Source organism: Sphingobacterium sp. UBA5639, assembly GCF_002421245.1.
Lineage (GTDB): Bacteria > Bacteroidota > Bacteroidia > Sphingobacteriales > Sphingobacteriaceae > Sphingobacterium > Sphingobacterium multivorum.
In genome coordinates this window covers 451,819-472,184 of sequence record NZ_DIJR01000019.1, presented here as the reverse complement: position 1 = coordinate 472,184, position 20,366 = coordinate 451,819, and the positions used below count along the sequence as shown (strand labels likewise).

The 20,366-nt window shown below is 38.6% G+C and carries 17 protein-coding genes; 8 read left to right on the top strand and 9 right to left on the bottom strand.

All coding sequences use genetic code 11. From position 1 onward, the window contains the following. Nucleotides 1–8: 8 nt before the first annotated feature. The 5 genes from hemN to ettA all read right to left on the bottom strand — a co-directional run bounded on the left by hemN (nucleotide 9) and on the right by ettA (nucleotide 6,157). On the bottom strand, nucleotides 9–1,379 hold the full coding sequence (gene hemN, locus B4Z90_RS12940; protein WP_175442018.1) for an oxygen-independent coproporphyrinogen III oxidase: 1,371 nt from the start codon (nucleotides 1,377–1,379) through the stop codon (nucleotides 9–11). A 1-nt stretch (nucleotide 1,380) separates the two neighbouring features. Next, on the bottom strand, nucleotides 1,381–1,797 hold the full coding sequence (locus B4Z90_RS12935) for a lactate dehydrogenase (RefSeq protein ID WP_070567181.1): 417 nt from the start codon (nucleotides 1,795–1,797) through the stop codon (nucleotides 1,381–1,383). Nucleotides 1,798–2,170: 373 nt separating this feature from the next. Beyond that, complete coding sequence (locus B4Z90_RS12930; protein ID WP_070567183.1) at nucleotides 2,171–3,238, bottom strand: response regulator; 1,068 nt, start codon at nucleotides 3,236–3,238, stop codon at nucleotides 2,171–2,173. Between the two features lie 42 nt (nucleotides 3,239–3,280). Further along, nucleotides 3,281–4,465, bottom strand: a complete 1,185-nt coding sequence (locus B4Z90_RS12925; protein ID WP_201639496.1) for a PAS domain-containing sensor histidine kinase — start codon at nucleotides 4,463–4,465, stop codon at nucleotides 3,281–3,283. A gap of 9 nt (nucleotides 4,466–4,474) precedes the next feature. Next, a complete protein-coding gene (gene ettA / locus B4Z90_RS12920; RefSeq protein WP_046672222.1) occupies nucleotides 4,475–6,157 on the bottom strand; it encodes an energy-dependent translational throttle protein EttA in 1,683 nt (560 codons plus the stop codon). 185 nt (nucleotides 6,158–6,342) lie between these two features. On the opposite strand from ettA, the gene B4Z90_RS12915 reads away from it, so the two are divergent. From B4Z90_RS12915 to B4Z90_RS12905, 3 genes are all read left to right on the top strand, one after another. Continuing rightward, the gene (locus B4Z90_RS12915) at nucleotides 6,343–8,868 is read left to right on the top strand and encodes an ATP-dependent Clp protease ATP-binding subunit (protein ID WP_075991716.1); all 2,526 of its coding nucleotides are present in this window, start codon (nucleotides 6,343–6,345) and stop codon (nucleotides 8,866–8,868) included. 135 nt (nucleotides 8,869–9,003) lie between these two features. Beyond that, a complete protein-coding gene (locus B4Z90_RS12910; RefSeq protein ID WP_115047662.1) occupies nucleotides 9,004–9,441 on the top strand; it encodes a hypothetical protein in 438 nt (145 codons plus the stop codon). Nucleotides 9,442–9,720: 279 nt separating this feature from the next. Next, the gene (locus B4Z90_RS12905) at nucleotides 9,721–11,334 is read left to right on the top strand and encodes a hypothetical protein (protein WP_286802411.1); all 1,614 of its coding nucleotides are present in this window, start codon (nucleotides 9,721–9,723) and stop codon (nucleotides 11,332–11,334) included. Nucleotides 11,335–11,431: 97 nt separating this feature from the next. Here B4Z90_RS12905 and recN read toward each other — a convergent pair whose 3' ends face one another. Beyond that, nucleotides 11,432–13,105 (bottom strand): DNA repair protein RecN, encoded by a 1,674-nt coding sequence (recN, locus tag B4Z90_RS12900; RefSeq protein ID WP_112374212.1) that lies wholly within the window; start codon nucleotides 13,103–13,105, stop codon nucleotides 11,432–11,434. A 302-nt stretch (nucleotides 13,106–13,407) separates the two neighbouring features. Between recN and B4Z90_RS12895 the strand changes: the two genes are divergently transcribed. Both B4Z90_RS12895 and B4Z90_RS12890 read left to right on the top strand, forming a co-directional pair. Further along, nucleotides 13,408–14,022, top strand: coding sequence for a sprT domain-containing protein (locus B4Z90_RS12895; protein WP_112374213.1), 615 nt, complete (start codon nucleotides 13,408–13,410; stop codon nucleotides 14,020–14,022). 67 nt (nucleotides 14,023–14,089) lie between these two features. Next, complete coding sequence (locus B4Z90_RS12890; RefSeq protein ID WP_112374214.1) at nucleotides 14,090–14,503, top strand: hypothetical protein; 414 nt, start codon at nucleotides 14,090–14,092, stop codon at nucleotides 14,501–14,503. Between the two features lie 175 nt (nucleotides 14,504–14,678). Here the strand turns inward: B4Z90_RS12890 and B4Z90_RS12885 are convergent, their stop codons facing one another. From B4Z90_RS12885 to B4Z90_RS12875, 3 genes are all read right to left on the bottom strand, one after another. Further along, on the bottom strand, nucleotides 14,679–14,939 hold the full coding sequence (locus B4Z90_RS12885; protein ID WP_070567197.1) for a hypothetical protein: 261 nt from the start codon (nucleotides 14,937–14,939) through the stop codon (nucleotides 14,679–14,681). A 167-nt stretch (nucleotides 14,940–15,106) separates the two neighbouring features. Continuing rightward, the gene (locus B4Z90_RS12880) at nucleotides 15,107–16,120 is read right to left on the bottom strand and encodes a PDDEXK nuclease domain-containing protein (protein WP_070567198.1); all 1,014 of its coding nucleotides are present in this window, start codon (nucleotides 16,118–16,120) and stop codon (nucleotides 15,107–15,109) included. Nucleotides 16,121–16,290: 170 nt separating this feature from the next. Beyond that, nucleotides 16,291–18,471, bottom strand: coding sequence for a S41 family peptidase (locus B4Z90_RS12875; protein ID WP_112374215.1), 2,181 nt, complete (start codon nucleotides 18,469–18,471; stop codon nucleotides 16,291–16,293). Between the two features lie 205 nt (nucleotides 18,472–18,676). On the opposite strand from B4Z90_RS12875, the gene B4Z90_RS12870 reads away from it, so the two are divergent. The 3 genes from B4Z90_RS12870 to B4Z90_RS12860 all read left to right on the top strand — a co-directional run bounded on the left by B4Z90_RS12870 (nucleotide 18,677) and on the right by B4Z90_RS12860 (nucleotide 20,280). After that, a complete protein-coding gene (locus B4Z90_RS12870; RefSeq protein WP_070567203.1) occupies nucleotides 18,677–18,880 on the top strand; it encodes a hypothetical protein in 204 nt (67 codons plus the stop codon). A 142-nt stretch (nucleotides 18,881–19,022) separates the two neighbouring features. Beyond that, nucleotides 19,023–19,808: a lipase family alpha/beta hydrolase gene (locus B4Z90_RS12865; protein ID WP_070567205.1), complete on the top strand. Its 786-nt coding sequence runs from the start codon at nucleotides 19,023–19,025 to the stop codon at nucleotides 19,806–19,808. Between the two features lie 10 nt (nucleotides 19,809–19,818). Further along, nucleotides 19,819–20,280 (top strand): hypothetical protein, encoded by a 462-nt coding sequence (locus tag B4Z90_RS12860; protein WP_070567207.1) that lies wholly within the window; start codon nucleotides 19,819–19,821, stop codon nucleotides 20,278–20,280. Nucleotides 20,281–20,366 lie beyond the last annotated feature (86 nt).

The following is a 20,366-nucleotide window of genomic DNA, read 5'->3' as shown; positions in this document are numbered from 1 at the left end:
CCTTCGTTCTAAATTGCCTGACTAAATAATTGATTTTGTGCTTTTGAACGCAATAATCGCTGATCAAAGGCCATACAGATATTTCTTAAAAAGGAGCGTCCAATAGCAGTACATTGAATTAGATCGCCGGATATGGAGACTAAACCATCTGCAACAAGTTCAGACAATTCGTCGATAATCTGCTCATTCAACGGCGCACCTGTCGGCAAATGCACTTTGCCTTTACACATCATATCGAGGATATAACGCCTTACAAGAAGATCCTCCTCGTTGAGTATATGTCCTTTTATAACGGGCAATACCCCTGCATCAATAAGTTTATGGTATTCTTCTACGGTCTTCACATTTTGAGCAAAAGCCCCCCAGGCATCGCTGATCGAAGAGACTCCGATACCGATTAACAAGGGACTAAATCGATCGGCATACCCCATAAAATTGCGATGTAATCTTTCTTGTTGAAAAGCCACAAATAACTCGTCCTCTCTTTTCGCAAAATGATCCATACCGACATCTTCATAGCCATGGGCCAAAATCATTTTTTTTCCAAGGTTATATAAGGCGAGTTTGGCTGCGCCATGAGGTAGATCTGCTTCAGTATAATGCCGTTGACCGGGTTTTATCCAAGGCACGTGGGCATAGCTATAGAAAGAGATCCGGTCTGGACCGAGCAGCATCGCTTTTTGGATCGTATCTTCCACCGTAGCCAATGTTTGCTTGGGCAATCCATAGATCAAATCGAAGTTGATCGACTCAAATCCAATTTTCCGCGCATTCAGCATAACCTCCTCCACTTCCTCCAAAGTTTGATGCCTATTGATCACAAACTGCACAAGTGGATCAAAATCCTGTATTCCCAGGCTCAAGCGCCGAAATCCCAAGTCAAATAAGGTTTCTAAATGTGTGACGGTTGTATTAGCAGGATGAGCTTCGAAAGAGAATGAACGATCAGGAGCCAGGTCTGCGTGTTTAAGTATCCCCTCAATCAGTACTTTCAAATTATCCGGATGGAAAAAGGTCGGAGTACCACCACCCAAATGTATTTCTGCCAATAACGGTCTTTCTCCCTTAAATAAAGCGACATACATTTCCCATTCTTTCAAAAGAGAGGCAATATAAGGTTCTTCAACGCGATGGTTTTTTGTAATGCGCGTATTGCAACCACAATACGTACATAGGCTTTCACAAAAAGGAAGGTGAATATATAAGCTGATACCTTTTTCTTTCGACTGCTGGAAAGTTTGGTAGACTTGATTAGTCCAAGCTGCCCGGGAAAATGCTTCATTATCCCAAAAGGGAACAGTAGGATAGCTTGTATAGCGCGGTGCGGCAACATTATATTTTTGCACCAATTCTTCCATTGTAACCTGCGATGTAATCATTTTATTTTATTTTTTTAGCACAGTCGTTCAGACAACAACAGGCTTTACCAACACATTTTTCTAATCCCCATAAGTTGAGATTCCGGACGGTCTGCTCTGCCAGTCCTTTTGGACTCTGATCTTCAAATGGTGCATTGGCAATCTGAATATTCAGATCTCCAGCCTTTACCAGATCGATATGAGCAGTATCCTTACTGCGGGTCATAATCTTATTGATCCCTAACCCTTTTAAATTAAGTAGCATGCTCTCGTCCAACATATCGCTCACGGAAATAACTACCGCATCTTTTCCACGCGCGTAATTCTGTGTCTCCGCATTTAATCCATTTGAAATCAAAGTCAAATCATGTTGTTTGGCATTTGCCAATGCCCAAAACTCTTTTTCAAATGACCTTACATTATATACTACTACTTTCATTCTGATTCTACAATCACCAATTAAGGTTTATCCTAAGAACAAAAGTAAATCATGCATATGGGCAAAAAGATGATATAGCACCACACCTTAAAATGATATTTATCACAATTCACAAAAACTTGCATGATTTCGCTAACATCAACAGCTGTAAAAGTCAACCGAAAGCTATTATATGGCCAATAATCGCGTACTATACGTTCATTGAAACCAATGAAACCAAACTAGTTCAATAAAACGGCATAGCGAACTCGCATTGATACTTTAATGAAAAGACACAAATCAGTAAACATAGGCTATCAGAAAAAAAGCGTGTTCAGAAAAACTGAACACGCCTTTTTTAGTAAATTGATTTTTAAATCTTAGCTGCTGATCGCTACTGCTTCACATCCCGCAGGTTCTTGATGGAATTGATGTATATCTTCCCTTTTTCTTTCGAAATCAGTTTTTCTTCTTTAAAGTCGGAGAGCATACGGGAAACAGTTTCATTGGCTGTCCCTGCAATTGAAGCTAGGCCGTCTCGTGTCACATCAATTGAGCATGCATCAGCCTCATTGATATTAACTCCACTTTTTTCAGCAACGCTAATCAAGGCATTGGCGACACGCTTACGGACAGAATGATAGGCAAAACCCAGCAATTGCTCTTCTTTTTCACGTAAGTCGACAGAAAGGAGCTTAATAAATTTACTGGCTATTGCAGGTTTTTTCCATAACAGCTCCAAAAAACTGTCCTTTGGAATCAACACAATTTCACTTTGTTCAACAGCTTCGGCGTAGTCTTCATAATTATCATTCAACAAAATCGAAGCATAACCAAAGTAATTGCCTTCAATAAAAATACCTGTAGACAGCTCACGTCCATCTTTATAGGACTTAAAGCTGCGCACCTGACCAGATTTCACAAAATAGACGTACGTTGGCGAATCATCTTTTTCATAAATAGACTGTTTTTTCTTCACTGTTTTCACCCGTGAATTGGCAATTAGCTCTTTTAGCAACAATACCTGCTCTTCGGCGCTCAAACTCAAATCTTCTTCCTGAGGAATATCTGCTGCAAGCTGCTCATGTCTTTTGAGGCGAACATCTATTGCATTCATCAATTCAACATCATCAAAAGGTTTCGTCAAATAATCATCCGCCCCCATTTCCATCGCTTTGCGCATATCTGCGCGTTCCGCTTTGGCAGTCAGAAAAATGAACGGAATTTTAGCAGTACTCTCAATTTTGCTTAACATAAATAAGACTCCGTAACCATCCAATTCAGGCATCATGATATCACAGAGAATCAGATCAGGTATATGTCTTGTCGCCAGGTCGACGCCAACACGTCCATTTTCGGCAGTAATGACATCATACCTTCCTGTCAACTCCAATATTTCGGTAGTCCCCTCTCGGATATCAATATTATCTTCAATAATTAGAATTGTCTTTTTATTTCTCATCTGCAATTATTTATTCAGTTATGCGAATCTGCAAGTTCACCTTTATTTAAAGCTTACTCTGAATGAAGTTCCTTTGTGTACTTCCGATTCAAATTCCATCTGCCCCGCCATCAATTCGATGTATCGTTTTACAATATTCAAACCTAATCCTGTACCAGGGATATTACCTGTATTATGTGCTCTAAAAAAAGGCTCAAACAAATGTACCTGATCTTCCTCGGGTATACCAATACCATTGTCTTTCACGGATATTAAGCAGCCTTCGTCGTCGATACAGGTTGTGAATTCGATCAAGGTATCTTCTCCGGAATATTTGATCGCGTTGGAGATTAAGTTGACCAAAGCATTTTTCAACAAATTTGGATCTAGGGTGAAATGCCCAATTTCTCCGGTATGTTGGTATACAATATGCTGATTTTTCTTACAGATCAATTGCATTTCTTCGGTGATCTCTTCTGCCAGCTCAACGAGATTGATGTATTGCTTATTCATCACAACAATACCCGCTTCCAATTTTTCAAGTGACAGAAAGTCGTTCAGGATACTTGTGAGCAATTGAACTGCACTTTTAATTTTATTGGTGTGTTTAATGATATTAGCCTTATCATCCGGTCGTTCGGAATACTTTTCAATCAGAGAAGCCGAAAGCTGAACCGAGCTTAAAGGTGTCCGGAACTCATGCGAGGCCATGGACACAAACCGTGATTTCAGCTGGTTAAGTTCAATTTCTTTTTCCAAAGACTTTGAGACTTCTGCTTTAGCTTTTTCAAGTTCAGATACCAGAGAGATCAGGTCGCGTGTACGCTCACTGACTTTATGTTCAAGTTCGGTTGCATGTTGCTTGAGCATATCCTCGGCAGCTTTCTCACGCGATAAATCGTGAATAAAGCCGGTAAAGATATTCTTATCTTTTAACCAAACCTCACTGACTGCCAAGCGGAATGGAAATGTTTCTCCATTTTTCTTTAAGCCCATCACTTCACGACCGATTCCGATAATTTTCTTGTGGCCTGTGGTTTGGTAATTATGCAGATAACCATCGTGATTACCACGATCAGGTTCAGGCATTAACATGGAGATATTGTGTCCGATCACTTCTTCAGCCTGATAACCGAACAATTCCAAGGCAGCAGGGTTAATGCTTTCCACATTCCCCCTGTTGTCTATGGTAATTATTCCATCAATAGCGTGATCTATTATAGCAGATAAAAGCCTTCCACCGTCCATGATCGTTGCTTATTTTACCAGTTTCTTGTATTTAATACGGTGCGGTGTCACGTCACCAACACGTTTTTTACGGTTTTCTTCATATTCAGTGTAGTTACCTTCAAAGAAATAAACCTGTGAATCCCCTTCAAAAGCAAGGATATGTGTACAGATACGATCCAGGAACCATCTATCGTGGGAGATCACAACGGCACAACCGCCGAAATTCTCCAAGCCTTCTTCCAGTGCCCGTAAGGTATTTACATCAATATCATTGGTCGGCTCATCGAGTAAGAGCACATTTGAGCCTTCTTTGAGTGTAATAGCCAAGTGAACACGGTTACGTTCTCCACCGGAAAGTACACCTACTTTCTTTTGTTGATCAGCACCGTTAAAATTAAATTTGGAAACGTAAGCTCTTGAGTTTACCGAGCGGTTACCCAGCATCATATTGTCGCTGCCACCCGTAATATTTTCCCAAACCGATTTTTCAGGATCGAGGTCGTGGTGCATTTGGTCTACGTAACCCAATTTTACTGTTTCTCCGACCTTGAAAGAACCCGTGTCAGGTGTTTCCTGACCTGTAATCAGACGGAATAAGGTTGTTTTACCTGCACCGTTGGGTCCAATAATCCCTACGATACCCGCAGGCGGCAACATGAAACTCAAATTTTCAAACAAGATACGATCGCCATACGCTTTGGAAATATTCGTTGCCTCAATGACCGAATTACCTAAACGTGGTCCCGGAGGAATAAACAATTCCAATTTTTCTTCGCGTTCTTTCGTTTCCTCAGAAGCTAATTTTTCATAGTTATGCAAACGAGCTTTCGATTTGGCGTGGCGTGCTTTCGGTGCCATACGCACCCATTCCAGCTCACGTTCCAAGGTTTTTTGACGTTTGGTTTCCTGTTTTTCTTCCTGTGCCAAGCGTTTTGCTTTTTGATCTAACCAAGAAGAATAATTTCCTTTCCAAGGAATACCCTCACCACGATCCAATTCAAGAATCCATCCGGCTACATTATCCAAGAAATAACGGTCGTGGGTAACGGCAATGACCGTTCCTTTATATTGTTTTAAATGTTGTTCTAACCAATCAATCGACTCGGCGTCCAAGTGGTTGGTCGGCTCATCCAGGAGTAATACATCAGGTTCCTGCAACAATAAGCGACATAATGCTACACGTCTGCGCTCACCACCTGACAAATTGACAATCTTCGCGTCTGGTTCGGGGCAACGTAAAGCATCCATTGCTCTTTCCAATTTCGAATCGATTTCCCAAGCGTTAGTGGCATCAATGATATCCTGAAGTTCCCCTTGTCTAGCCAACAATTTGTCCATCTCATCGGCATTTTCATAGACCTCTGGCAAGCCAAATTTTTCGTTGATTTCTTCGTATTCCTGTAAGATGGCTGTAATTTCAGCGACACCTTCCTGAACGACTTCAAGAACAGTCTTTTCAAGATCCAATTGAGGTTCTTGTGCTAAATAACCCACAGAGTAACCTGGGGAGAACACCACCTCGCCTTGGTAGGATTTATCCAATCCAGCGATAATTTTTAATAGGGAAGATTTACCTGATCCGTTTAAACCGATCACACCGATCTTCGCGCCATAGAAAAAAGATAAATAGATATTTTTTAACACTTGTTTTTGAGGCGGATAGATTTTGTTGACACCCGCCATCGAAAAAATGATCTTCTCGTCTGACATAAAATTTAAAAAAATTCGAAAACTCTTATTATATTAACATACAAATGTAATCTTTTATACTGACATTTTGGACGTATAACGGTCATGGCTTAATTGTTGATGACATTATTTAAAATAATTTTAAGGTTTGAAATGCAGAATTTACTACATTTATATATCCTTAATATAAAACAGAAAGGTATTCAATGGAAGCAAAATTTTCACCGCGCGTAAAGGATGTCATATCGTACAGTAGAGAGGAAGCTTTGAGATTGCGTCACGATTATATAGGAACGGAGCATTTATTGCTCGGATTAATTCGTGAAGGCGATGGTATGGCGATAAAGATCCTTAAAAACATAGGCATTGACACGACAGCACTACGTCAATCTGTGGAGGACGCAGTGAAGGGGGCATCGGTTTCACGCGCTCCTATTGGCAATATGCCATTAACAAAACAGGCTGAAAAAGTTTTGAAGATCACTTATTTGGAAGCTAAAATATTCAAATCGGATATCATCGGAACGGAGCATCTATTATTGGCTATCTTACGGGATGAAGATAATATTGCTTCTCAGATTTTACAACAATACAATGTGACTTACGACATCTTCAAATCTGAAGTTGAGCAAAATAGAACGACGATCAAGGACGAAGCTCCGGGCTCTCCTACCGGCGATGATGATTTTGCAGAGGATGATCAATATATCCAACCTAAAAAAGTTTCGGATATTAAATCCAAAACTCCAGTATTGGACAACTTTGGCCGTGATTTGACCAAAGCTGCCGAAGAGGGTAAATTGGATCCTATTGTAGGTCGCGAAAAAGAGATTGAGCGTGTGTCTCAAATTTTATCCCGACGCAAGAAGAACAATCCGTTGTTAATCGGTGAACCGGGAGTTGGTAAATCAGCTATTGCGGAGGGACTTGCGCTTCGCATTGTCCAACGCAAGGTATCGCGTGTACTCTTCAATAAGCGTGTAGTTACATTGGATCTAGCTTCATTGGTTGCCGGGACGAAGTATCGCGGTCAATTTGAAGAACGTATGAAAGCGGTTATGAATGAACTGGAGAAATCACCGGATGTCATCTTATTTATCGATGAGATTCACACCATCGTTGGTGCAGGTGGCGCTTCAGGATCGTTAGATGCTTCCAATATGTTCAAACCAGCCTTGGCAAGAGGAGAAATCCAATGTATTGGTGCAACAACATTGGACGAATATCGTCAATACATTGAAAAAGATGGTGCTTTGGACCGTCGTTTCCAACGTGTAACGATTGAACCGGCTACACATGACGAAACAGTTGAAATATTGAATCGTATCAAAGAGAAATATGAGGATCACCACAACGTGACCTACACTCCAGAAGCGATTGAAGCCTGTGTGTCGTTAACAACACGTTACATTACAGACAGGTTCTTACCAGATAAGGCTATTGATGCTTTGGATGAGGCAGGCTCTCGCGTGCACTTAAACAATATTCATGTACCGCAGTCCATTATTGACATTGAGAATAAAATTGAAGAGGTCAAATTGGAAAAGAACAAAGTCGTTCGTAGTCAAAAATACGAAGAGGCTGCCAAATTGCGTGATACGGAGAAAAAATTGATCGAGGAGCTCGAGAAAGAAAAAATCGCTTGGGAAGAAGAGACGAAGTCTAAACGCTATACTGTTTCAGAAGAAAATGTTGCTGAAGTAGTGGCCATGATGACAGGTATTCCAGTACAACGTGTTAGTCAGACAGACAGTCAAAAGCTGTTGAATATGGCTGAGTTGATGAAGGGAAGAATCATTGGTCAAGATGACGCTGTAGGTAAATTGGTGAAAGCTATTCAACGTACCCGTGCGGGCTTGAAGGATCCTAAAAAACCAATCGGGTCATTTATCTTCTTAGGTCCTACTGGGGTTGGTAAAACAGAGTTAGCTAAAGAATTAGCACGATTTATGTTTGATACAGAAGATGCACTGATCCAAATTGACATGAGCGAATACATGGAGAAATTTGCGGTATCTCGCCTTGTTGGAGCGCCTCCAGGATATGTTGGTTATGAAGAAGGTGGTCAATTGACTGAAAAAGTACGTCGTAAACCTTATGCGGTTGTCTTATTGGATGAGATTGAGAAAGCTCACCCAGATGTGTTTAACCTCATGTTACAGGTGTTGGACGAAGGCCAATTGACAGATAGTTTGGGCCGTAAAGTAGATTTCAGAAATACCATAATCATTATGACTTCAAATATTGGTGCACGCCAATTGAAGGAATTTGGTCAGGGTGTTGGTTTCACCACTGCGGCAAAATCACAACAATCTGATGCGCATTCACGTGGAGTTATCGAAACCGCTTTGAAAAGAGCCTTTGCTCCAGAATTTTTGAACCGTATTGATGATGTGATTGTGTTCAATTCATTGACAAAAGAGAATATCTTCAAAATCATTGATATTGAGTTGAGGTCATTGTTCAAACGTATCGCTGATTTGGGTTATACGATCAATTTGACAGATGAGGCAAAAGATTTCATTGCGGACAAAGGTTATGACAGTAATTTTGGTGCACGTCCATTAAAACGAGCAATCCAGAAATATCTCGAAGATCCTATTGCAGAAGAAATCCTCAAAGGAAATGTGCAAACTGGTTCAGTTTTGACCGTGAGCATTAATCCGGAAACCAAAGATATTGAGGTTTCTAGCTCAGATTCGAAGTCTTCGAAAGACACCGCTGAGAAGTAAGCTTTAGCTGTATCAAAAATAATTTCAATAAAATGCACCTTTATGGTGCATTTTTTGTTGTAAAGAAAGTTGGCGTTAAACTTTCGCACTATTTTATCGTCCTATAATAAAATTGTCACAAATAACACGAACAATATGAAAAGACTTTTATTAGCAGCATTAATTGGAACCGCAGCCTTGGTTTCATTTTCTTCTTGTAAGAAAGAATACGTGTCGAACTATTTACCTGGTCGATCATTTATTTATACAGTAAAACCGAATGAATGGACATCCGACAACAACAAAAGAATAATTCATAAGGTAAATCTACCTGAACTTACTGATTACTATATAAAGCAAGGGGACGTTTCTGTCCACATGAGTTTAAACAATGAAGCTTCATACAAAATTCTACCAGCATCTTTTGCATTTGATGACGGCAAGGAAATTAATCCGGTTAGTTTTCATGTAGACTATAAAGTGGGTGAAGTATCAATCATCGGTGAGGATCCTACCAACGATTTTTCAGTTAATTTTCCTACTCAAAATATAATTGTAAAGATCGTTTTAACAGATACAGATTACGTACAATAAAAAAAGTGAGNNCTCACTTTTTTTATTGTACGTACCAACTGTAATTTCTTTTAGGTCTAATCCCATCAACAAATCTAAATCATTTTCTCAATATATCTGCTCCAAATTATTTAACCAGTATTTTTATCATATTTAAATAATTAACAAACTAATTTCAAAAACAAAATACACAAATGTGTAGTATTTCTTTTAAAGAATAAAATAATAAAAAAAAACAAGTATTTTTAAAATAAAAAAAACAAAGATATTTTATTATTGTATTACGATATAAAAAAAGAAATGAAGAAAATAAGCTTAATATTCTCTATCCTTTTCTCACTTTTATTTTGGAGTTGTAAAAAGGATATAAATTCCGCAGAAGTTACATCTAAATTGAATGATAAAGCAGAAATAAATTATTATGATCAATTCGCGATAATTCTTTCAAAAGCAGTAAAAGAAAATCCTGATATAAGGAATTTTATACGGCAAAATGCTCTTTTTGAAATAGATTATGACCATGATGTATTTTATCAATTTATAAAAGATGAAAAAATTACAAATGATTCAACATTCAAAGATATTCTAAAAAAGTATGAGTCTTCACCAAACCAGCTTGATGAAATTGAGCGCGCAGCGCCGCTATTGACAATTTTTGTTCCTACAATAGAACCTAGTAAGTTTTCTCCAGAAACATGGAAGAGTGCTTCGCAGATACCTCTTGTGGCAACTAATATTATGGGAAGTGATAAAAAAATACCTATTTATAGTGACGGGGACAAGGTTCTTTCGTTAAAAAGTAATGAAATACCAGGTTTTCCGGTTTTAGTTATTAAAGGAAACGAAAGAATTAAGGTAAAATCCAATTCGAAAGCTTCAGCTAAAAGTTTGCTTGCTTCTCCGGATTTCGAATTTATATCCCCTATATTTGATAATCTAAAGAATGCTAAAGCTATTTTAGCGACAAACCGAATAAAAGCTTCAACTTCATCAAGAATAACAAGTTCAAATGAAGCTGTATTAACTAATCCATTACCGATAGAACAATCGGTTATAGATGCATATAATATTTTTGGTACAGAGGTAGATAAATGGCAGCGAGACCATGTTTATTATAAATTGACACAAACTGATACCGTTGGCCCATTACAATCTAACATGGTAGAATCTGTGGTAGCATTAGGATTATCGACAGATGCTTTTTATAAAATTAGCGATCAAGCCGAAGACCCCAAACCCAACCCAAATAAAAATCCGATAATAAATCTGCCAGACAATTATACGAGATCCACTATCATTGATCTTATTCAAAAGAATATGTGGACAGATGGAAAATTTGAATTTAGATTTGACTTTTTAATCAATAATAAAGAAGGTATTGGTGCAACTTATCAATATTTCCTACCACTAGCACCTAAAGATCTTTTTAGAGTACAATATAATTATACTACTCGCACGACAAACGGAAAAAATCCTCAACTATTGATAGTATACACATCCGTAGAGAGTGCTCCGGGAGATCGTCGTACGATGGTAAATCTTAATATCCCAATCATAAATTGGAATATCAAATCTAATGCGCCAATTTGGAAAATCTCTTTAGCAGAAGTTGATACTCAGGAGGAAATTTTTGAAAAAGAGACTGTAACTAATGAATTTGCGACTAATTTTGGAACAAATTTTTCCATCTTCAAAATCGGATTTAATTTTGGTCACTCAAATAAAGAAACTTTCTCGAGAGAAATATCTACCAGAAGAACTTTAGGAGAAGATAATTTAGGTAGTATTTTAGTAAATTTTGGTGATCCTATTCTTAAAACGACCAAAGATAGATTCGGAGCTGATACGTATGTATTAAACTCATATAGTAATGCTTATTTTACTATCTCCGTGATGCCGGTCAAGACATTTTAAAATAACGAAGAAATAGGGAATTCCTTTAAAAATTTAGAAATTCCCTATTTCTTCGTTACTAATGATAGATTATACTAATACAAATCCCGAGCTATTTTCAGGGTTTAAGAGATTTTTTCAACAATAACTCTGCGTGTTCAAGTGCCGCATCTGTTGGATTAGCGCCACTAAGCATCTGAGCAATTTCCTTGACTCTCCCCTCTTGATCTAAACGAACAATGTTAGATATGGTTCGGTTGGCTTTGTCTTCCTTATATACCTTATAATGCGCAGCACCTTTAGCTGCAATTTGGGGCAAATGGGAAATAGCAATAACCTGCATATTCTCAGCAAGACTTTCCATCACCTCTCCTACGCGTAGCGCAACCTCTCCAGAGATTCCTGTATCAATCTCATCAAAAATAATAGTAGGTAATGCGGAAGTTTTAGCAACTAAGGATTTAATGGCCAACATAACACGAGAAAGCTCTCCTCCGGATGCAACCTTATGAATGGATTGCAATGCCTGTCCTTTATTGGCCGAAAATAAAAACTGTATTGAATCCATCCCCGATTCCCGCATATCCCCTTCCTTCAATGGTTCTAGATTAATTTGAAGTCGTGCATTCGGCATACCTACATTTGACAAGGTCGCCTGCACATCCTTTGCGATCATCTCCAGTACCTTTCTTCTGGCTGCTGATAGTTCCTTTGCATTTTTTTGGGCAATGGCTAATTTAGCCACAACCTCTTTTTCCAATCGCTCCAATTGCTCATCCGAAGAATTTATAGCAAACAGTTTGGATTCAAGATCATCACGTAATTTGATCAGCTCCTCAACGGAGTCCACATGATGTTTTTTCTGTAAGGAATACAATAAGCTCAAGCGCTCATTGATTTCCAATAAAGTACCTTCGTCGATTTGGGTATCCTCCTCAAGAGAGCTCAGCTCTGCTGCGACATCCTTCAGCTCAATCCATGTGCTCTTCAATCGTGCAGCCAAATCTGCAGCCTCAGGCAGAAATGAGGCAATGCCTTCCACCTGGCTCATCGTCTCTTTTAAACGGCTTAAAACTGCTGTATCTTCGTTTTCCAAAAGATGTGATGCCCCAGTTAGTGCACGCTTGATATCTTCTGCATTTTCCAACTGCCGCTGTTGTACTTCGAGTTGTCCCTGTTCATCTGCTACCAATCGGGCGGCGTCAAGTTCATCAAATTGAAACTGAAAATAATCCTGTTCTATTGCAGCCTTTTTTACAAGATCTTTAAATTCTTCGAGTTCTTTTTTTGCTTTCTTATAAGCGAAGAAGCTCTCTCGATAGCTTTGCTTCAGTCCGAAAGAGCCTGCTACACTATCCACTACCAAAAACTGAAAATCTTCTGTATTAATCTGCAATGTTGCATGTTGAGAATGCACATCAATCAACTGCTCGCCTAAAGCTTTAAGGATAGCAAGGGTGACGGGAGAATCATTAATAAATGCCCGGGATTTACCATCGGGAGATATCTCTCTTCGAATAATCGTGTGGTCCGCGTAATCGAGATCATTTTCCTCAAAAAAACGAAGTAGCTGGTAAGGACCAATTTTAAATTCCCCTTCAATCACACATTTCTTGGTTGGGTCGAAAAAATGCTTGCCCTCTGCTCTATTTCCTAAGATCAACGATAACGCTCCCATGATAATAGATTTACCAGCACCGGTTTCACCGGTAATCATATTTAAACCTTTATCAAATTGGATTTCCAATTCGTTGATGAGCGCATAATTTCTAATATGTAAGGTATCTAGCATATTCTTGAAGGTCTTATTACAGTTTAGAGGAAATACCGTTCCTCAATCGGATCCTATGTTTCATGAACCTTTCTGTAGGTAATTTACCTAAAACTCAGGCGATTTCAATATATTTTATTAAAAAAAACAGCTACTCTGCTCCAATAACATGCCCACTTTTAATATTCGCAGGTACTAAATACTAAAAATAATATCATTTTTCCAAATTAAAAACTACTATTTTTAGCAAAATGATTTTATTTTTGACAAAAGAATGTTCTCATTTAGCACTATTGACATGAATAAATTCCTATTTTTATGTCATGCAAGATTATAGTGCTACGCTTAAAAAATACATGCCTGAAGAAGCTGCGCCGATTATATCCAACTGGATTAATCATACCCGCTGTTTATTTAAGATCTCTCGTTCAAGGAGTACCAAACTAGGAGATTACCGTGCACCGTTTAGAGGAAGCCCACACCGCATCTCAGTCAACCATGACTTAAATTCCTATTCATTTCTGATTACGACGATCCATGAATTTGCCCATTTACAAACCTGGAACAAACACCAGCATCGTGTCAAGCCACATGGTACTGAGTGGAAAAATAATTTCAAGGAATTGATGGAGCCCTTCCTTAAATTGAATATTTTTCCAATCGATATTAGCAGTGCCATTCATCGCTACATGGAAAACCCCGCGGCTTCAAGCTGCACGGACCTTCACCTGTTTCGCACCTTAAAATCATACGATACCGTCAAAACCAGTGCCCTTACGGTGGAATCTTTGGAGGATGGCCATTTCTTTAAACTAAAAAATGGTCGTTCATTTCAACGCATTGAAAAGATAAGAAAACGCTATAAGTGCATGGAATTGACCAGCAAACGCATGTACCTATTCAATCCAATAGCGGAGGTATTTCTGTTGGAACAATGATTTTTGATAAATACATTCATTATATTTTTATCTTTGCTAACTTAGGAAATAATTAAAGAGAGCTTTTATGTTACACTTACACTCGACTATAGCAATTGTATTATTGCTAGCCCTGGTGATATCGATCGTGATCACCCTATCAAACTACCTAGGCAACAAACCGTACAACCGTAAAATTGCTTTATTGGGTTTTATCGCATCGCATATTCAATTATTGGTGGGATTGATTTTATTCTTTTATTTAAAGTATCCATCGATGATCTCTGGCGCCGTAATGAAAGATCCGACATTACGTTTTAAAATCATCGAACACCCTTTGACAATGATCATTGCTATTGTATTGATCACAATTGGTTACTCTAAAGCTAAAAAGATTGAAAATGCAAAAAAAGCAAACCAAACGGTTGTTATTTTCTATATCATCGGTTTGATTTTGATCCTTGCTCGTATTCCTTGGTCTACTTGGTCACTTTTCGCATAGTCTGCGATAATCATACAAAAGAAGGCCTCACCGTTGTGAGGCCTTTTTTGTGCCTTATAGATCATGAAAGCATAACGGGACGGGATCGTCAACAATGAACTTGAGTTTAAAAAAAGGATTAAAATAAAAAAGCCCCAGTAAACTGGGGCTTTCAAATATCTTAGTTTACTTTTAATTAGTCACGGTTTTTTCCAAATCCCAAAATTCCGAAAACGGTTTTGAATGCGATAAGTGCACCTACGATCATAGCAATATTAGCTATTGCGGAAAACAAAAAAGTTTGTTGGCCCAATGCCGTACATACATCCGGTACAAAACGGATAAATGTACCTATTAAACCTAAAGCGATCGCTACTACCAATGTTTTGTAGTAATGAGTTTGGTTCGCATTATTATCAGTTGTCTTTGGACCTCTTGGTTGTACAGTTTCTGCCATTTCAATTTCGATTTTATTCGATACAAATGTACAAAATAATCTATGTTAGAAAAATAAAAATGAAAAAAGCGGAACCACTGTCATTTCATCCCCCAATACTGATAAATTAACCCCGTTTGACGCATTTAAAATATCTTTAAATGGCGCCGTATAGACGCTTGAAAAATCTACTCAGCGTCACCTTTACCTACAAAACTATCCAACTCTTTATTTACCTCATCCAGCAACTGTTGCTCTGTTGGTAAATAAAGCTCATATTGACTGGCGACAATCTGCTTTTGGTCTTCCGGAAGGGTAAATTTGACGACCGCATCGTTTTTACTGGCACAAAGTAAGATGCCAACTGTCGGATGCTCATGCGGAAGTTTTTCTATACGATCATAGTAATTGACATACATCTGCAATTGACCGATGTCCTGATGCGTTAATTTATGGGTTTTAATTTCAATGATCACAAAACTTTGCAGCAGACGGTTGTAAAAGACCAGGTCAACGAAAAATTCATCGCCCTCGATATGGATCCGTTTTTGTCTAGCGACGAATGAGAAGCCATTTCCTAATTCGAGTAAGAACTCTTGAAGATGGGCAATAATGGCTCCCTCAAGATCTTTCTCATAGTAAGCGCTTTCGCGTTTCAAACCCAAAAATTCCAGTACCATTGGATCTTTGATAATCTCCTTCGCATCAGAAGGTATCTTTTCCTTTTTTGCTACAGCCAGTACACTTTCCTTATCGTTGCTAAGCAGCAGGCGTTCATATAGATTAGTATTAATCTGCCGCTCAAGCTGTCTGACTGTCCAATTATTCTTTATGGTTTCGGCAATATAAAACTCCCGCTGTTCCTCGCTATTAAGACTTAAAAGCAGCTTATACTGGCTCCAACTCAATTGCGTCCACAGTGTAGACACAATTGGAAATGTGCGATAAAATTGGCGGTACCAATTTAGCTGTCTATACGAAAAACCACTACCAAACTCAGGCTGTAATTCTGCTGAAAGATATTTTATGATGTATTTCCCATAATCCGCTCTATCCTTACCTTCCTGCTCCTGTTCAAAAATACGTTGGCCAATATGCCAGTACATCAATGTGCGCTGATGATCGACAGCACGAATCGCATTATCTTTGGACTGCGCAATAATTGCCTTTATATCGGATACTAAAGTTTGATCGGACAACATAATTGTTTATTTTATTGGTATTACTTCTGTAAGTGAGCAATACAAAGATAGCAAAAAAACAAACAATATACTAAATATTTTAGTAAATAAATTAAAAAATAATTTCCTTTAGCATGTCTGACTTTAAATGTATAATACCTCAATAACAACCATCCTATGGAAGGGCTAATCTATTGACTTAGATACTCCAATGCTTTTTCCATTACCTCATCCCTACCTTCGCGAATCCCCTTGATACTCGGTTTGACAATCTCATCAATTTTAATACCTACACGCTGGGTTTCACGTTGATCGGGATAATATATCCCCAGTCCGGAAAGCATTGTCCGCTGATTGCCCGGTAACTCTATGGAACTGACATTGCCATCAGCACCCGCTGTCGGTGATCCGAAAACCTTGACATTGGAAGCTGCCTGATAAGCCATCACATGATATTCCGCAGAACTCTGGGTATCTTCATTGACCAGAATAGCCACTTTCCCCTGATAGCAATCATTGGTATTCTCCCCAACTTGTAATGGGCTGCTCATTACAAAAGTGCCGGGATATTGAAGGCTCGTACTGCTAAAACGAACGAAATCAGTAGGCTTGGTCAACAACAAGGGTGTAAGCTTGAATACTAAAAAATCACCGGGATAATTGCGGTTATCAATCACAATACCTTTTACCTTGCTCCAGTTTGCCATATTTTCTGTGATCATCTTAGCACGCAGTAAACTGTGATTGATATACAAAATATTATTGTCCAGCATCTTAAAAGGCACGGTATCTCTTGAAGCAGGTTTAATTTGGCTAGAGGGTATCGCAGCAATATCTACTTTAATCGGCCGGCCATCACGCACTAACTCACAGGGCACAATCTCGCTATTGCTTGTCACAAGCTTTCGCGCCAGATCACGGTTGGCTACAGCTTCATTCGGTGTACTCATATAAGCCCAAAGCGAATCTCTGATTTCTTCAATCTTTTTATGTTCCTTACTGATGAGCACATCTCCTATGCTAAGTTTATCTCCGGATTTCTCACTATCAAAAACTTTAGTTACCACAGCTTTTCCTTCTATCATTCGGATCTCCACCGGCATACGGTACTTGCCATAATAATTTATCAGTCCTTTGGGCATGCTCCAGAGTCCGGTATGTGCATCTTTTACCTGGGATACCATCTTGAGAAGTGAAAGGCCATAAGAACGATCATCCCGACTCAGGATCATTTCGGGCACAGCGGTCTTTAAAACAGCATCCCATTTCGGATCCGTCAGATGTTTATAGGGGGAAAAATATTCGATCATATTCCAAAAGCGAAAGAGCGCCAATAAACGAAACCCCGCATCTGCAGAAAATACATTTTCATATTTTTTTTCATTCTTGAAAAGAACATTGCCAGCACCTCCAGCAAAACCAAAATAATGATGTTGATCAAAATTACTGTAGCGAATACGTCTTAATTTATTCTTGATATCATTGTTAAAAGAGAGACCATCAATCCAGCTATAATCTACTTCATGAACCACATTTTCAAGCTGTGGCTTGGCATAGTTGGCCGTGGCACCGAGACTGTCTAAGAGCATCGCATAATGAGCCTCAACAGATTTATTATCCTTTGCTCTAATAATAGCGTCAATGGACTTAAACAACTGCTGATCCCAATCATATTTTCCTTGCGCCACAGCGGGATGTCTATATTTCAGGAAACCCCATATTCTCCCTAAATCCACTAAGCGTTGATCAATCTCGGGCGTAGTATTAAAATCAGAAATCCCCGAACTTGCAGGTTCACTGATCCCTTTCGCAAATGGCACAAACATTCCTACTTCTTTGGTAATATCCTTACCATCTACAGTAATGAGCACATCATCAACCCACATCTTACCTTCCCCAGAAAGAAAAAATGCAATGGATATCCCTTCGGTCTGGTTTGGCACCAATTTAGTTTTCAGCTTAATATTTTCCCAGTTTTTTGTCCCATTCATTTGGCGGTTAGCCATATTGTCGAAAAAGACTTTGGGATCGATCCGTAGCATCATCGACGCATAAGACCCTGCGATGATATTCTCACGCTTGATCATCGCAGACACTTCAATGGAATCCCCCTTTAAATTTGATGGTAACCACATCATAATCCCTCCGAAAGCGCTGTTCTTCTTTATACTTTCAATCCGAAGTGCTCCTTTTGCACTATAATACGTATCGTGATCTATACCACTCTTAAAAGCCGTCGTATCCCCAACCTTGAACCAGGGATTTATAATCGGTTGATCAAATGAAAAGTTAAAATTTTGTTGACTAAACACAGGAGTAGCTACCGTTGTTAGAAAAACAACAAGGAAAATAAATAGGCGATTAGATTTCATAATTGAAAATTTTCATTAAATTAACCATTTAATGAATTATTAACAAAACATTTTTAACTTTCCACAACAATCTTTTTCTCGCTTTCCTCCGAGATTTTAAAATTTTAGGTTCGTTATAACAAGCAGACAGAAAAGGAAATACACTACAATTTACTTTTATTCTATCATCAAGTTTGACTAAATTCACAAACAAGAAGAAAAGCAAATGAAAATAGTAGACAATTATTTATCTGGTTTAAAGAAAGCATACTATAGTAATGGTGGTGAAGAAACCTGGGATCATTTTGAACGGATTAAACATGGTGCAAGCAAAATAGATCTAGCGAAACTCCAGGAAGCATTTCCGGCAATCCCTCAGGGACTGGTAGATTTGCTCGAATATGTCGACGGGACTTATTGGCGGACCTGACAATAGACTAGCCCTTTAATGAAAATGAGTCGAATAGCTTAATTATAGAACCTGTTCATATAATCAATCCAGATCAAAAAATAGCAAGATAAAGCTGATTTACAAAACCTATTGGATGGATGAAGATGTATAAAAAAACTCAATGACTGCCTTTACATTAAGATATCCCATCATATTGATCCACGGCACGGCTGCTGGGGATAACAGTTTATTTTGGGGCAGGATCCCCAAGACTTTCAAAAAAAACAATATCTCATTTTTTTATGGCAAGACCGATGGTTGGGGCAGCGTGGCTAACAATGCACAGATGCTGAAAAGAAATCTGTCAGATCTTGCAGAAAAAACAGGTGCCACTAAATTTAATCTCATCGCGCATTCTAAAGGAGGGATCGACGCCCGCTATTTTATTTCAACGCTAAAGGGACATCAAATGGTAGCCTCCTTAAGCACAATATCCACACCACACTTAGGAACACCAATAGCAGACTATCTAATGGAAAAACATCTATCCAGAGATTGTGTTACAAAAAAACTGATCCAACGTCTTTCTTTCTTATTTGGAGGGCAATCTCCCGCACCAATCGAACTAATTCGAGATCTCAGTGTAAAAGAAATGCGTGTTTTCAACCAGCTCAACCCCAATATGGACAATGTATTTTATCAGAGCTTTGCTTCGACAATGACTAAGCCACAAGATGATTTGTTCTATGCTTTGAGTTTTAAATACCTGAGGCGACTGGTAGGTGAAAATGATGGGATGGTCCCATTAGAAAGTGCAGTTTGGGGAGCAAACTTTAAACATATTCATGCTTCTCAGGGTATCTCACATGCTGGTATTACCGATGTCATCCGTAAAAATATTGGGGATGTGGATATACCGCAAATCTATTTAGACATTATTCGTGGATTAGGAGCTTTAGGATTATAACTATTAACAAATGTATACACTATACACGCTGATTTTTTTGATATGGTTTGGCATCCCAGGCCTATTCATCTATTTCACGTACTGGATCCTAAAAAAGTCTGGCCGTAAAAAGTTGGGAACTATCGTCTCGATTATTTTAATCTTGCATTTTCTTATATTCACGCTATACTTGCTATTTGATGATCTATTATTCTCTAAATCTGATGCAAGAAAACTACTCAGCGAACACCATATCACGCTAAAAGATGATTTTAAAATTATTTCCAATCAAAGTGGCGGCTTAAGAGATTACACACATCAATTTGAACTATCTATCTCCGAAAAAGACAAACAATCTTTTATTGATCAACGAAGCTGGAGTGACAAAATGGATGAAAGAATAGAAGTTCATACCACTGCAGTAGACAGATATGAAGGTGACACACTACGCGCTAATTATCACGACAAAGATTCCTATATTTATTCCATGTAACGTCCGAATGGCAAAGGTATCGTTCCGACATTTATAACTATTCGCGTATCAAAGAGTAAAAACACATTGACATACGAAGAGATCTT